Here is a 15,259-nt window from a genome sequence, read left to right as displayed (position 1 = left end):
GTAAGTGAGTTGGCTGACGACGTGTAGATTGTGCTAAAAAGTCATCATCCGCTTGTACCCAATACGCCAAGGAGTTGCCTAAGTCCATAAGCGGGTCGCCCAAGGTCGCCAGTTCCCAGTCCAACACACCGATAATTTGTGTATAGTTATCTGGCTTTAACACCACGTTGTCGAATCGGAAGTCATTGTGGGTAATACAAATGCGTTCATTAGCGGGCATGTGGTTTTCTAGCCAGCGCATTATTTTTTTACCCGAGGGGACATTCCAGGTTTTTGCTTTACTATAGCGTTCGCTCCACCCGCTTATTTGGCGTTCTATGTAGCCAGCACCTTTACCTAAGTGCTCAAGCCCCGCTTTCTTATAATCCACTTTATGAAGCTCGATTAAGCTATCAAGTACATTAGTGCAGAGCTGTTTGGTTTGCTGCTCAGACGTGGTTAAGCCTTTGGGTAAGTTCTTACGTGGTATCACGCCGGTAAACTTCTCCATTACGTAAAACTCTGTGCCTATAACGCTCTCGTCTTCACAAAGTCCAAGCATTTCTGGCACATAGCGGTAAACAGGTTTTAACGCACGCTGTAACCGGTACTCCCGCCCCATATCGTGAGCACCTTTCGCTTTAGTACCTGCCGGTGCCCTTCGCAAAATTAACGACGTTTGTTCGCTCTGGTTTTGTTTACTGCCTTGATAGTCCAAGCAATACGTCCAATTAGACGCGCCCCCAGAATACTGGGTGACTTGAGGCAAGCTATCGCTACTTTGTATCGTGGCCTTCAATGATGGACTCGAGGCACTAATATTTTCCTTAAGCCAATTGTGTACAGCGCTGACGTCTAGCTCTTCGCCTGCACGTACGCTGTCAGCTTTATCTACGACCTGTTGTTGCATATCTCATTCTTCTTGTAATTCTGTTTCAAAGGGCCTATTCAAAGTGCTAACTCACAATCTTTGGCTAGAAGATACTTCTGTTTGTGCCTGTACAAGAGCAGCTCGACAATTATCTTCAGATAGCTTGGCGACAAACACAGGTGAGCGCGTTTCCGTTTTACCTAATTTTGCTTTAAATTTGCTTTAAATTTGCTTTTCCATTGCACGCTTCATCATCTTCGTTTGATTGAGCATATTTTTGATATAACGCTGGGTTGGCAGCAGCTTCTTTAACAGGAAAGCGCGTTTACCCAGTTTATGGGTAAGAATAAGAAACTGCTTTTTATCGACTTGCTGAAATATGGACTCAGCCACGTCTTCTTTCGTCATGTCTGCTTTGGCAAAGAACTTATTGAGCATTTTGTGCGACGCTGGGTTGCTGCTTCGCATCGACTCATCTAAATTCGTTTTGAAGAAGCTTGGACAAACTACACTAACGTCAATATTGTCAGGTGCTAATTCCAACTTCATGGTTTCAGAAAACGACACGACTGCAGCTTTAACCGCGTTATAACTTCCCATATAAGGAATAGGCGTTAGCCCCGCTTGAGATGCAATATTAATGAAATAGCCACCGCCTTGCTCTCGCATTAACGGTAAGAGGGCACGACTGACTCTCACCATGCCTAACACATTAATATCAAACACCCACTGCCATTGCTCAATGCTCTCATCTAAAAGGCTGCCACCAGAAGCAACACCCGCATTGTTAAACACAGTGTCAACACCGCCCCAGCGAGTTTCCAAGGTGTTCGCTAACGTTTGAACATCATTTTCAGAGGTTATATCGCAATGGATGTAAAACGCATTGGCACCTTGGGCGGATAGCGTATTTACTGTTTCATCGCCTCTTTCTTGGTTAATATCGGCAATGCAAATATCTAACCCCTCGTCTTTGCCTGCCCACTTTTCCGCCCACTTAAGGGCAATGGCCTGACCTAAGCCGGTAGCGCCACCGGTAATCAATACGCGCATGATGTGTTTCCTAACTGTTCTTGTTTCATTATTCTTGTATCGGCGTTTATGTTTAGTTGCGCTTTATTGTGTTAAGCGCTAATCAGTACTTCACTATTCTCTCTAATTGACCGCCTTATCAATCCAATCAAACTGATTCCGTCTTTTGCAGTGACACTGATGGCTGTTCGTTACGCATTTTTCGTTTTGCCCACAGGGCCAATAGTGCGGGCCCGATGTACATTGCTACGCCATATACACCAGGTGCAATCGCGTAATCAGGTGCATCTAAAAAGGTAATACATATCAGCATTGCAAGCGCCGCGTTTTGCACGCCTATTTCAATGGCCAGCGTGAGCGAGTCTTTAAATGCTAGGTTTGAAAGCTTAGCAAGCCCGAGCCCTAACAATACCGATGATAAATTTAACGTTAAGCAAACCAAAAACGCGCTTTCAAAGGACGCGGCTAAATTGTTTCTTTCTGAAACCAGCACGCCCACAATCATAAGCAACATGAAGTACATAGAAAACTGCCGAAAGAAACTTTCAGTTTTAGTAGTAAACCTGCTGTTAAAGCGACGAATGGTCATGCCTAAAATGACCGGTACAATTGATATACCAACCAGCCCTATCACTGTTTGAATAATAGAAAAGTCTGGCGCGTTTTCTTTTACAAAGTAATCAAGAGCAAATTGAATGATAAAGGGCGTTGAGAAAACGCAAGCGATGGTAGAAATAGCGGTTAAGCTTACTGAAAGGGCCAGATTTGCTTTTGCGATGTGGCTGATTAAATTACTGGTCGTGCCGCCTGGGCATGCCGCTAAAACCATGACACCAACCGCAATATAATCGGGTAGACCAAAAACAAAGCACAGTCCTAGCGCCAACATAGGCAGCAATATAATTTGCCCTATAAAACCCGTTATTACTGCTTTAGGTGCTTTAAGTAGTCGGGCAAAGTCTGCAAGGGTTAGCGTTAGCCCCATACCAAACATAACAAATGCCAACGCTAGAGGTAACAACACCTCGGTAAGTACAGATGCCTGCATGCACACGCCCCTTACAAAAGAAGCCTCTATAAAAGAAACCTTTTATTAACATTTAAGCCAGTGTACTCTGTTTAATAATAAATAAAAATGATGCCTTATTATAGAAACCCATAAATGATATGCATGGAAAATTAGACCTAAATTTGTTTGTTGTGCTGCGCGCGGTCTACGATCAGGGCAGCATTACGAAAGCCGCCAACGCACTGCATATCACTCAGCCTGCGGTGAGTCACGCCTTAGGTCGTCTGCGAGAGAAATTTGATGATCCGCTGTTTATTCGTCATGGACGACAAGTCGTGCCTACCCCATTTTGCCAAGGCATTATTGCATCGGTTGTGAAATCAATAGAAACCCTTGAAAGTACGTTAAAAGGTAAAGTGGGCTTTGATATAAGTGATAAATCTCGTCAGATAAACCTTGGTTTACGAGATATTTTAGAATCTATATTTTTTCCCGTGCTTATTCCTCAGCTTGTTAAACATACTCCCAATATCACGGTGAATAGTAGACAGGTTACCTGGCCCGAGCTTGCTCCCGCGTTAGCCGCTAAAGATCTTGATATCGTAATTGACGCATTAGTTCCCACCAGCCGTGACATTCGTTCACAGTTTATCTGCGAAGAAACGTTTGTCGTGGTATGCGCGCCTAGCAATAGCTACGTAGATAACCCGAGTATCAAGAGCTACTCAGTTGCACAGCATGCGCTTGTATCTTTAAAAGACTCTAAATTAGATACGGTAGATCTAGCCCTTGCTCAGCACAATTTACATCGCAACATCGCATTGCAGTGTGAACACTACTTTGCCGCCGTTAACGTAGTTAGCCAATGCGATCTTTTGCTGACCATGCCAACGCGATTCGCCCAACAATTCAGTAATAAATTCGATATCGAAATTCTGCCCCTTCCATTTGACGTCCCCCCACTCCCCGTACACATGTACTGGCACAAACACGCCGATGAAGACTTAGTGAATGTATGGATGCGAGATAGGCTTTTAGACGTGGCGAGTAAGTTGGGGTTATAGCGCGTATTTGTGTTGCTGTAACACAATGGTCAAGCAAGCGTCACGGTAGTGTCAATTTGCAAACCTATAGTGACGATCCAAGGCATCGCTTTGGGAAACCGCTATGAAAAAGACACACTATCGAACACTTTGGCTTTCTGATATCCATTTAGGAAATCGCGACTGCAAAGCTGAATACTTACTTTCCTTTCTTAATAGCATCACTGTAGACACCCTCTATTTGGTGGGAGATATCGTTGACATGTGGCAAATGACCAAGCAATTTCGCTGGCCACAGGCGCACAATCAAGTCATGCACAAATTCATGCAAATGAGCCAAGACGGCACGCGTGTGGTGTACTTACCCGGCAACCACGATGAACCAATTCAGTCTTATTCTGGTATGGCTTTCGGTGATATAGAAATAGAGCGAGAGTTGGTACACACCACCGCACAAGGAAAGCGTTATTTAGTCTTACATGGCGATCAGTTCGATGGCGATGTGACTATGGGCAAATTCCATGCGTGGATTGGCGATAAAGGTTACGACCTTTTGCTTTTTCTAAATAGAGAGTTTAATCGCCTACGCGCGTGGCGCAAGCGCGAATACTGGTCACTTGCGGGCTATATTAAAAAGCACATTAAGGGTGCGAATGAAGCCATTGCTCGTTATCGAGAAGCATGCTGTAGGCGCGCCGATGAAATGGGACTCGACGGTGTAGTGTGTGGCCATATTCACCATCCTGAAAGCAGCTTTGAAAGCAGCTTTGAAAACGGCATTCACTACATTAATGATGGGGACTGGATAGAAAACTGCAGTGCACTGTCAGAAGACGTGAACGGTAATTTATCTCTTATTCATTACCTTGATTCATTAGAGTCAGCTACCGTAACACCAATTACAACCAAAACCTCTCGCTCAGAAGCAGCATAGCTGGCATTACACAAATGGGGCTGTAACGGCCCCTGACTATTGCTATTCACCAAGCAACAGGTTAATTCCAACCCCATCCATCAAGGTTAGAGCCTGCTGACCTGTGCCTCATATCATAGATTAACAGGTCATAGTTACAACTTTTTAACACTGTCAAATAACTGCCATGAAACTGTGTGAAAAGCGTCACATTGCCCTGCTATTGTTCGCCAAAACCGGAAGAGAAACAGGTTCTATGTTTACTGTAAACGACGTACTGAACAAGCATTACCCTCAAGTAGCAAATAACCCCATTCTATTTAAGTCGCTGTCATTCGTCTTAAGGCACCTTCTTCACGAACGTGAAATTACTGAATTTGGTGAAACCTATCCGCATTACGAAGATATCGATTTCGTAGAGCAAGTGCTTGAATATTTTAATATCAGCTACTCCACCCGCGATGTAGAAAAAGAGCGCATTCCAAGTGAAGGTAGAGTGGTGATTATTGCTAACCATCCGATTGGCTCACTCGACGCACTTGCGCTTATAAAGCTGGTTAGTGAAGTACGTCACGACTTGAAAGTGGTCGCCAATGAAATGCTTATGGCCATTGAACCGCTTCACGATATGCTGTTACCTGTAAACAATATGCAGGGAGGCACACCAAAACAGCATTTATCGGCAATTCAAAAACACCTTAACAGCGACGGCGCCATACTGATTTTTCCTGCCGGTGAAGTTTCTCGATTACGCCCGCAAGGTGTTCGCGACACCAGATGGCACACAGGTTTTTTACGCATTGCAAAGCAAGCAAAAGCACCCATATTGCCGGTTTATATAGACGCGAAAAATAGCCCGCTTTTTTACGGCGTGTCCATGGTATACAAGCCATTAGCCACCGCGCTGCTCGTTAAAGAGATGTTCAAACAGCGTAAGAAGCATTTACCTATGCGCATTGGCGAACTTATTCCATTTGAAGCGTACCAGCAAACCAATATACCGTTAAAAGAGCAGGTAAAGCTGTTTAAGCGCCATCTGTATCGCATTGGCAGTAACAAGAAAGGCGTATTTGAAACCCAGGCTTCTATTGCCATGCCAGAAGACAGAAAAGAACTGGCCCTCGCTATGCGAGACTGCGAACATTTAGGTGAAACTGGCGACGGAAAATCTATTTACCTATACCAACACAAAAGCTGTTCACCGATTATGCGAGAGATTGGCCGCCTGCGCGAGGTGGCGTTTCGAGCCGTGGGCGAAGGTACCAACAAGCGTAGAGACATCGATCAGTACGACTCCCACTATTATCACCTTGTACTTTGGGATGACAACGATTTAGAAATTGTGGGTGCCTACCGCTTTGGCGATGCTGAGCTTTTGACAGCGCCAGACCACCCTACCGGACTCTACTCTGCCACCTTATTTAATTACGGTAAGGACAACGATAAACTCTTCAAAGAAGGCTTAGAGCTAGGGCGAAGCTTTGTCCAGCCTCGCTATTGGGGAAAGCGTAGTTTAGATTATTTGTGGTTTGGTATCGGGGCATTTTTAAGCCGCTACCCAAAGTATCGCTATCTGTTTGGTGCGGTGTCACTCAGTAATGCCTACCCTGAACCCGCTAAAGATTTATTGGTACAATTCTATTCCACGTACTTCCCTGCCAAGTTTGGCGAAGCGACCTGCAAGCGACCTTATCAAATGGCGAACGACGCGTTACATCAATTTACAGGTAACGATTACAAGGCAGAATTTACGCAGCTAAAGCATTTACTGGCTAACATGGGCGTAAACGTACCAACGCTGTATAAGCAGTATTCTGAAGTGGCTAAAGACGGCGGGGTGGCATTTTTAGGCTTTAATGTCGACCCAGATTTTAACGACTGTATCGACGGACTGGTGGTGGTTGATATGCAAACACTTACTGAGAAAAAGCGCAAACGCTATCTAACCGATATTCAGCTTAAAGCCACAGCCTAAGCGAAGAGGGAGCTTCTGACAAACGCTCCCTTTCTCATTCTACGGCCTTCCGCTTTACTGAAAATCTCAGAAGTCGTTATCGCTCGCCAACATACTTAAGAATGTCGGTATAAATATCTTCAAGAGTGAGCAAATCAGACACATGAATGTGTTCGTTTATTTGGTGAATGGTGGTGTTTGGCACACCCACTTCAACCACTTGTGTGTGCTCACTAGCAAAAAAACGCCCGTCAGAAGTACCACCAGATGTACTGATAACAGGGTAACGCCCTGTAGCGCCCTTTATCGCTTTTTCTACGCAGGCAATTAAGCAATGCTCCGCATTACTCTTGGGCTTGCTCAAGTAAGCTTCACAGGGTCTTGAAAAGCTAACTTTGGCTTCTGTATCAATGCTATTGATAATACTGCGCAGCAATACCGATAAACTGTTTTGATTAAACTGCCACGAATATCTGACATTAAACTCTATACGAACAGCACTAGGCACTATGTTATCTGTGAAGCTTCCCGTGTCCATGTGTGTTATTTGAAGCGTAGTACCAGGGAAATCATCACTCCCCTTGTCAAATGGGTACTGTGTTAGCGCATTAATCACGTTACTCGCTTTGTGGATAGCATTTACCGCTGTCTTTGGATAAGCCACGTGACCTTGCTTTCCTGCAATATGGATAGTGCCGGAAAGTGAACCCCTGCGGCCAATCTTAATTGTATCGCCGGTTGATGCAGATGCAGAAGGTTCACCGACTAGGCACATATCAAGCTGGACATTTTTAGATGCCAAATATTCAGCTATCCATTTAGAGCCCCACTCCGCCTCCCCTTCTTCATCACTGGTGATTAGCCACCAGAAAGAGACCTTTTCCTTATCTAACGAGGTAATGGTTCGCTCTGTGGCCGCTAGCATGGCTGCGATGCCTGTTTTCATATCGGCAGCACCACGTCCATATAATTTATTTTTGCTAATTACGGGACTAAAAGGCGGTGACTTCCACTTATCAAGAGGACCTGGGGGCACTACATCAGTATGGCCGCTAAATGCAAAGTGATTCGGGCCCTGCCCCCACCTTGCGACGAGGTTGCTCACACCATTAATTGTGTATTTTTCACAAAAGAAACCGAGCTTTTCGAGCTTGTATATCAGGTAACTTTGGCAACCAGCGTCCTGTGGGGTAATCGACGCTCTTGCCATAAGCACTTCGGCAAAATAAATACTGCGAGCTGGCGCTATGGAAGGTAAAGGCTGAATTGACATGTATAAGAAACCTTTATGAATCGTGAGTCTATTACACAAATGTAAAGTGACACGGCAATAACAGATTTACGACAATGCCATGACAGCCGACAAAGTAACCTGAAGCTAAAAATAATAAAGGGTGATAACAAGGAAGGCGACAATGGGTGAGTTGGCGACTAGGACTGGCTCGTTAAGATTTGTCTAAATCAACGCGCGTTGTTATAACTAGAACATAACTTAAAGAAAGGCATTACTGTGTTAAAAATCATTGTTTTAATACCCCTTATTTTGTCACTACTCTGGTTTGGCTATTTACAAGCCAACAAATACACTCTGGAGCAAGGCAAGCAAGGGTTTCTGTACATATTCGTGTTATCTGGTGTTATTGCGGCATTTTATACACTGATGCTGTTCTTAACGAACTAACGCACTTCAAACAAACACCCAATCACTGTGTTGTAAAAAAAGCCAGCATCTATGAAAGAGGCTGGCTTTTTAGTAATTACCGGTGTCACTGCTAGTCGCAGCGACAGCTTTTACGCAGCAGTGCTTATAGCGTCTGTGAGATAGTCACTTCTGCATTTGCGCGAAGCGCATCAATATATTGTTGATAAACGCGCTGGCCTTGTACCTGAGCAAGGCGCTGCTTCAGGCTTTCACCCAACTCATTCTCAAGCTCTGGTGCTGCGTTAACGTTTTCAAGCATAACAACAGCAACGTCACCGTTTACCGTTGTTGCAACATCAACTTTATCTTCGCCTTCAAGGGCAAGAGAGAAAAGCGTGTCAACGAGTGCACGTGCAAGTGTACCGCCCGCTCTCGGAACAGCAGCTGCTGTCTCCCAAGACACAGACTTTTCAGCTAGCTCGCTTTCAACGCTTTCTCCAGCACGCACTTTTTGTGCGATATCAAACGCCCAAGCTTCTGCAGCTTCTTTTGACTTTTCAGCCTTAACAGAGGCTTCGATGCCTTCGCGTACTTCTTCAAGAGATTGAGTACGCTGAGGCTGATGCTCAATAACACGCGCAACAACAACGGTTTCGTCGTCTAGTTCTATAATATCGCTATTAAGCCCTTCATCAATAAGTTCAGAAGAGAAAGCAACGTCTAGTAAACCAGGGAAGCTTAGATCAGCGGGTGCGGTGTTGCGACTAAATACCACTGACTCTTGCACAGGCAAATCAACCGCGTTCGCTGCATCTTCTAACGTATCAGGTACTTCAAACGCAATTTCAGCTAACGTATTTTGAAGCTCAAAGTACTTTTCCATAGCTGCGTCATAAAGAAGCGTATCGCGAATCTCACCCGCTACTTCATCGAAAGATTTAACTTGTGCTTCTTTTAAGTCTGTCAATTTGATGATGTGAAAACCAAACTCGGTTTCAACTACGTCGGATACATCGCCAACATTTTGTAAAGCAAAAGCTGCTTCATCAAACGCTGGGTCCATCATTTCTGGCGTAATGAAGTCTAGGTCACCACCGTTTTCGGCAGAGAATGTGTCATCAGAGTTTGCTTCTGCAAGAGCCGCAAAGTCTGCACCGTTGTCGAGTTCTGCTTTTAATGATTCTGCTTTTGCTTTCGCTGCATCGGCATCATCGCCCGCTTCGATAAGAATATGAGAAACACGGCGCTCTTCTTCTTTGCCGTAGCTTCCCAGGTTATTTTCGTAGTACGTGCGAACCGCTTCTTCATCAACCGAAACGCGATCTTTCAAGTCATCGACACTTAACTTAACGTAAGCAAGTTTAACCTGCTCGTCAGTATCGAAAGAGGCGATGTTGTTATTATAAAAAGCTTCAACATCCGCATCTGTCACTTCGATTGAGCCGGCAAACTCATCAGAGCTCACTAGCACGTATTTCGCATCACGAGTTTGGCGCTGTAGCGCATTCGCTTGCTGTACTTCACCGTCCAACGCAAATGAAGAATTCGTTAGCGCTGCAGCCAACTGGTTTTGTGTCATTTGAACGCGCAGATAATCACGGAAATCGGCTACTTGAAAACCGTTTTGACGAAGAATGGCTTGGAAACGTTCGTTATCGAACTGACCACCAAACTGGAATTCAGGCATTTGTGTTATGGTTTCGCGAATTTGTTTATCACTTACGCGCAATCCCATGTCCGTCGCTTGTTGCTGAATTAATTTTTCAGCAATAAGTCTGTCCAGTACATTTCTTCTGAAATCTGCGAGGTATTGCTCACTAGAGAAAAGCTGTGCGATGCTTTCGCCGTATTGTGACTCCATTTGTGCACGCTGATTCTGATATGCACGCTCTAGTTCTTGTGCCGAAATTTCTTCGCCATTAACAGTAGCTACTGCAGTAGTACCTGATGATGTTAGGTAGCTACCTACACCTGCGAATACGAAACTTAAAACGATAAGCGCGATAATCGCCATCGCCCATGGGCCTTGAGAACCTTCTCTGATTCTTTCTAGCATGATTGTTCTTCAACTCCGTTGCTTACTACAGTTACCTCAAACCATCACAAATCCGTGAGTGCGAGATAAAATAAGCGCTGATTATAACCCAATGCTGCCGAATATAAACGACCAAAACACACTATTTGTACTGTCTTTCGTTAAGTTCGAACGTTGCGAGGACATGTATAAAACTCATCAAGCCTCGTAGGGTTATTTCTACTCTTAAAATATTGGGGTCAGAGTCATTACTCTGACCCCAATATTGAATTCTTTGTTTTAGAAATAAAAAAGGCGATGGACTAGCCATCGCCTTTTTCTATAATTTTTGTGCTTAGTTACAAGCGTCTTTCAGTGCTTTACCAGCTTTGAAAGATGGAACTTTCGCTGCTGAAATCTGAATAGTCTCACCAGTTTGTGGGTTGCGGCCACTGCGAGCTGAACGTTCGCGAACTGAGAAAGTACCAAAGCCTACTAGTGCAACTTGGTCGCCGTCTTTAAGCGCCGCAGTTACTGAGTCAGTGAATGCGTCAAGAGCGCGGCCAGCAGCTGCTTTAGAAATGTCTGCACCAGCAGCGATTTGGTCGATAAGTTGAGACTTGTTCACAATTATGATCCCCTTCGATTGTTATTATACTGTTTGTCCAAAACGATTTTGCTTGAACGTTATAGCAAGCTTGATTGTTAACATCAAGCTTCAGTCACAAATAATTAACTTTATTAATGAATCGCTGCAATCCCTTTTGTGGCAAGGCTTCAAGCGAATACCACTTAAAGGTAACACAACTTTTGCGACTTGAAAGCCCTAATTTTAAAAAAATCAGGTTTTCTTTCGCGCAATGCACATTTTTTGTTCAATTATTGCAATTTTATAGCAAAAAAACGGCTACACGCCTTTAAAAACAAAGGATTGTAGCCAGTCGATTAAGTTATTTTTTAACCACCTTGACGCTTTCTACAGGTTCCTGCAGTGCAATATCAAGAACTTCATCAATCCACTTAACCGGATGGATTGATAAATCTTTCTTCACGTTGTCTGGAATTTCTTCCAAATCACGCTCGTTATCTTTTGGAATAACGACAGTTTTAATGCCGCCTCGATGCGCAGCTAATAGTTTTTCTTTAAGTCCACCAATAGCAAGCACCTCACCACGTAGGGTGATTTCACCGGTCATAGCTACATCGCACTTCACAGGGTTACCCGTAAGTGACGAGACAAGTGCAGTGCACATAGCAATACCTGCGCTAGGGCCATCTTTCGGCGTAGCACCTTCAGGTACGTGCACGTGAATATCACGTTTCTCGTAGAAGTCATCGTTTATGCGAAGCTTTTCTGCACGACTTCTTACCACCGTCATAGCAGCCTTAATAGACTCTTGCATGACATCACCTAAAGAACCCGTTGATGTCATTTTGCCTTTGCCCGGAACCGACGTTGTTTCAATGGTCAGTAAGTCACCACCTACCTGCGTCCAAGCAAGTCCTGTAACTTGGCCAATTTGATTGTCTTTGTCCGCTTTACCGTAGTCAAAGCGTTGAACGCCAAGATAGTCCTTAAGGTTATCCTGTGTTACGACTACTTTGTCTTTGCTTTTCTTAAGCAAAATATCTTTCACGGCTTTACGGCATACTTTCGACACTTCGCGCTCTAAGCTACGAACCCCGGCTTCACGGGTATAGTATCGAATCATACCGATAACGGCAGAATCGGTAATTTCCAACTCCTTCGCTTTAAGCCCATTTCGTTCCATTTGCTTACCAATTAAATGGTTCTTTGCAATGTTGAGTTTTTCGTCTTCTGTGTAGCCAGATAGACGAATCACTTCCATACGGTCAAGTAATGGACCTGGAATATTCATGCTGTTAGAGGTGGCCACGAACATAACGTCTGACAGGTCGTAGTCGACTTCCAGATAATGATCACTAAAGCTATTGTTTTGCTCTGGATCTAGTACTTCAAGCAGCGCTGACGCAGGGTCGCCTCGCATATCTGATGACATCTTATCGATTTCATCAAGTAGGAAGAGCGGGTTTTTAACCCCTACTTTCGCCATTTTTTGAACTAGCTTACCTGGCAATGAACCAATGTAAGTACGACGGTGACCACGGATTTCAGCTTCGTCACGTACGCCACCTAGTGCCATACGCACATATTTGCGACCTGTCGCTTTCGCTATCGACTGGCCTAATGAAGTTTTACCTACACCTGGAGGACCAACAAGACACAGAATTGGGCCTTTTAGCTTCTTAACACGCTGCTGAACGGCTAAATACTCAAGAATGCGCTCTTTCACTTTCTCTAGGCCGTAGTGGTCTTCGTTAAGCACACCTTCTGCGCGGGAAAGATCTTTCTTAACCGGCGAGCGCTTGTTCCACGGCACGTTAGTCAACCATTCAATGTAGCTTCGAAGCACGGTAGCTTCTGCAGACATTGGTGACATCATCTTAAGCTTTTGAAGTTCAGCTTTCGCTTTATCTTCCGCTTCTTTAGGCATTTTAGCGTCGGCTATCTTTTTAGATAACGCTTCAAATTCGTCAGGTGCGTCATCCAGTTCACCCAACTCTTTCTGAATAGCTTTCATCTGCTCATTCAAGTAGTACTCGCGCTGGCTCTTTTCCATTTGCTTTTTAACGCGGGTACGAATTTTCTTTTCGACCTGCAGCAAATCAATTTCGCCTTCCATCAGCGCCATCAGATATTCAAGACGCTCATTGACGCCCTGCATCTCTAACACTTTTTGCTTTTCAGTAAGCTTAAGAGGCATATGTGCAGCCATGGTGTCGGCTAAACGAGGCGCATCTTCAATGCCATTTAGTGATGTCAGTACTTCTGGTGGAATTTTTTTGTTTAGCTTTACGTAGCCTTCAAACTGAGAAACCGCAGAGCGAATAAGCACTTCTTGTTCGCTCTCATCAATCTCTTCATCAGTTAGTTTGTCTACATTAGCAACAAAGAACGGCTCTGATTGCTTATAGCTTTCAATTTCACCGCGTACACTACCTTCTACCAGCACTTTAACCGTACCGTCGGGTAGCTTTAGAAGTTGTAGGATAGTAGCAATAGTACCGACGGTATAGATGTCGTCCGCTTCAGGCTCATCTACGCCAGCGTCTTTTTGTGCTACTAGAAAAATTTGTTTGTCATTATCCATTGCCGCTTCTAGACAACGAATTGATTTCTCACGCCCAACAAATAGGGGTATGACCATATGCGGGTAAACAACCACGTCCCGCAAGGCAAGCACAGGAATTTCAATGCGATTTTCACGCTCAACTGTCATACTTGTTCTCAATTAGTTTGAAATGTCATTTTTATATGGGGATGCAAGAGCAAAGTTCAATCGAAACTTATTAAAGTGCGTTAATTCCTTAACCTTACCTTCCCTGCTCTAGGGCCTGTTGACCTTAGTATAACCATTATCGATTTTGCCTCGAATGGCAATACTAAACGCAAAAATCTAGTAGAAAGGATAGCGAGATTTGTTTTAACCGCTCAAATATCATCCACTTTCAAGGTATACCCTTTGGTTAAACGTAGATCAGATTAGACTGCGAGATCTGAAACCTTGGCTGTTAAAAACAAAAAAAGGCCCTAAAGGGCCTTTTTTCACAAAACCAGCATCTATTCAGAGGCGGCTTTCTTTTCGTTGCTGTCGTAAATCAAGATAGGTTTTGATTCACCGCGAATAACGGTTTCATCAATAACAACTTTGCTCACGTCTTCCATTGAAGGAAGGTCGTACATAGTATCAAGCAAAACCGCTTCAACGATTGAGCGAAGACCACGTGCGCCTGTCTTACGATCCATTGCCTTTTTAGCAATAGCATTAAGTGCATCGTCACGGAACTCTAGCTCTACATCTTCCATCGAGAACAATGCACCATATTGCTTGGTGATTGCATTCTTAGGCTCGCGTAGAATTTGAATTAATGCTTCTTCATTCAACTCTTCGAGGCTTGTTACAACCGGTAGACGACCAATGAACTCTGGTATCAAACCATATTTCACTAAGTCTTCAGGCTCAACTTGCTTAAACAGTTCACTGATTTGTTTGCTATTGTCTTTCGACTTAACCGTAGCACCAAATCCAATACCCGTGTCTTTTTGTGCGCGTTGCTCAATAACTTTATCAAGACCAGCAAACGCACCACCACAGATGAACAATATCTTAGAGGTATCAACCTGCAAGAATTCCTGCTGTGGATGTTTACGCCCACCCTGCGGAGGAACAGACGCAACCGTACCTTCGATTAACTTAAGCAGTGCTTGCTGAACACCTTCACCCGATACATCTCGAGTAATAGATGGATTGTCTGACTTACGAGAAATCTTATCGATTTCATCTATGTAAACAATTCCGCGCTGCGCTTTCTCAACGTCATAGTCGCACTTCTGCAGTAACTTTTGGATGATGTTCTCAACATCTTCGCCCACGTAGCCAGCTTCAGTTAGCGTGGTTGCGTCAGCCATGGTAAATGGAACGTCGAGTAAACGCGCTAGGGTTTCCGCTAGCAGCGTTTTACCACTACCAGTAGGTCCTATTAACAAAATATTACTTTTGCCAAGTTCTACGCCTTCGTGAACATCGCCATTGCGCAAGCGCTTGTAGTGGTTATACACCGCTACTGATAATACCTTCTTTGCATGTTCTTGCCCAATAACGTAATCGTCTAGGTGAGCATGAATTTCACTTGGTTTAGGTAAAGCGTCCTGCTTTTGCTTAGGCGCGATTTCCTTAATTTCTTCGCGAATGATATCGTTACATAACTCAACACACTCG

Annotated in this window: 11 protein-coding genes; 3 read left to right on the top strand and 8 right to left on the bottom strand. The window is 44.2% G+C overall.

The features are described from left to right. The 3 genes from QVA83_RS14415 to QVA83_RS14405 form a co-directional block, all read right to left on the bottom strand. The coding region (locus tag QVA83_RS14415) for a phosphotransferase family protein (protein ID WP_287498623.1) at positions 1-889 on the bottom strand (889 nt) is incomplete at its 3' end. A gap of 183 nt (positions 890-1,072) precedes the next feature. Then, complete coding sequence (locus QVA83_RS14410; protein ID WP_101565254.1) at positions 1,073-1,903, bottom strand: SDR family oxidoreductase; 831 nt, start codon at positions 1,901-1,903, stop codon at positions 1,073-1,075. A gap of 127 nt (positions 1,904-2,030) precedes the next feature. Further along, positions 2,031-2,930: a bile acid:sodium symporter family protein gene (locus QVA83_RS14405; protein WP_287498622.1), complete on the bottom strand. Its 900-nt coding sequence runs from the start codon at positions 2,928-2,930 to the stop codon at positions 2,031-2,033. A 119-nt stretch (positions 2,931-3,049) separates the two neighbouring features. Between QVA83_RS14405 and QVA83_RS14400 the strand changes: the two genes are divergently transcribed. The 3 genes from QVA83_RS14400 to olsF all read left to right on the top strand — a co-directional run bounded on the left by QVA83_RS14400 (position 3,050) and on the right by olsF (position 6,822). Continuing rightward, a complete protein-coding gene (locus QVA83_RS14400; RefSeq protein ID WP_287498621.1) occupies positions 3,050-3,955 on the top strand; it encodes a LysR family transcriptional regulator in 906 nt (301 codons plus the stop codon). Positions 3,956-4,058: 103 nt separating this feature from the next. Further along, positions 4,059-4,868: a UDP-2,3-diacylglucosamine diphosphatase gene (locus tag QVA83_RS14395; protein WP_287498620.1), complete on the top strand. Its 810-nt coding sequence runs from the start codon at positions 4,059-4,061 to the stop codon at positions 4,866-4,868. A 235-nt stretch (positions 4,869-5,103) separates the two neighbouring features. Further along, positions 5,104-6,822 (top strand): bifunctional ornithine lipid synthase OlsF, encoded by a 1,719-nt coding sequence (gene olsF, locus QVA83_RS14390; protein WP_483190510.1) that lies wholly within the window; start codon positions 5,104-5,106, stop codon positions 6,820-6,822. 76 nt (positions 6,823-6,898) lie between these two features. Here the strand turns inward: olsF and dapE are convergent, their stop codons facing one another. From dapE to clpX, 5 genes are all read right to left on the bottom strand, one after another. Next, a complete protein-coding gene (dapE, locus tag QVA83_RS14385; protein ID WP_287498618.1) occupies positions 6,899-8,074 on the bottom strand; it encodes a succinyl-diaminopimelate desuccinylase in 1,176 nt (391 codons plus the stop codon). A 532-nt stretch (positions 8,075-8,606) separates the two neighbouring features. Next, complete coding sequence (locus QVA83_RS14380) at positions 8,607-10,499, bottom strand: SurA N-terminal domain-containing protein (RefSeq protein WP_049586561.1); 1,893 nt, start codon at positions 10,497-10,499, stop codon at positions 8,607-8,609. A 313-nt stretch (positions 10,500-10,812) separates the two neighbouring features. Then, entirely contained in the window at positions 10,813-11,085 is a 273-nt protein-coding gene (hupB, locus tag QVA83_RS14375) for a nucleoid-associated protein HU-beta (RefSeq protein WP_012518978.1), read from the bottom strand. 322 nt (positions 11,086-11,407) lie between these two features. Next, positions 11,408-13,759 carry an endopeptidase La gene (lon, locus tag QVA83_RS14370; RefSeq protein WP_039228334.1) on the bottom strand — a complete coding sequence of 784 codons (2,352 nt, stop codon included), beginning with the start codon at positions 13,757-13,759 and terminating at the stop codon, positions 11,408-11,410. A 341-nt stretch (positions 13,760-14,100) separates the two neighbouring features. After that, positions 14,101-15,259 (bottom strand): ATP-dependent protease ATP-binding subunit ClpX (gene clpX, locus QVA83_RS14365; protein WP_287498617.1); only part of this gene is annotated, 1,159 nt, incomplete at its 5' end.

This window comes from Alteromonas sp. AO-Serp (genome assembly GCF_017849675.1).
GTDB lineage: Bacteria > Pseudomonadota > Gammaproteobacteria > Enterobacterales > Alteromonadaceae > Alteromonas > Alteromonas macleodii.
This window is presented reverse-complemented; position numbering and strand designations above follow the sequence as displayed.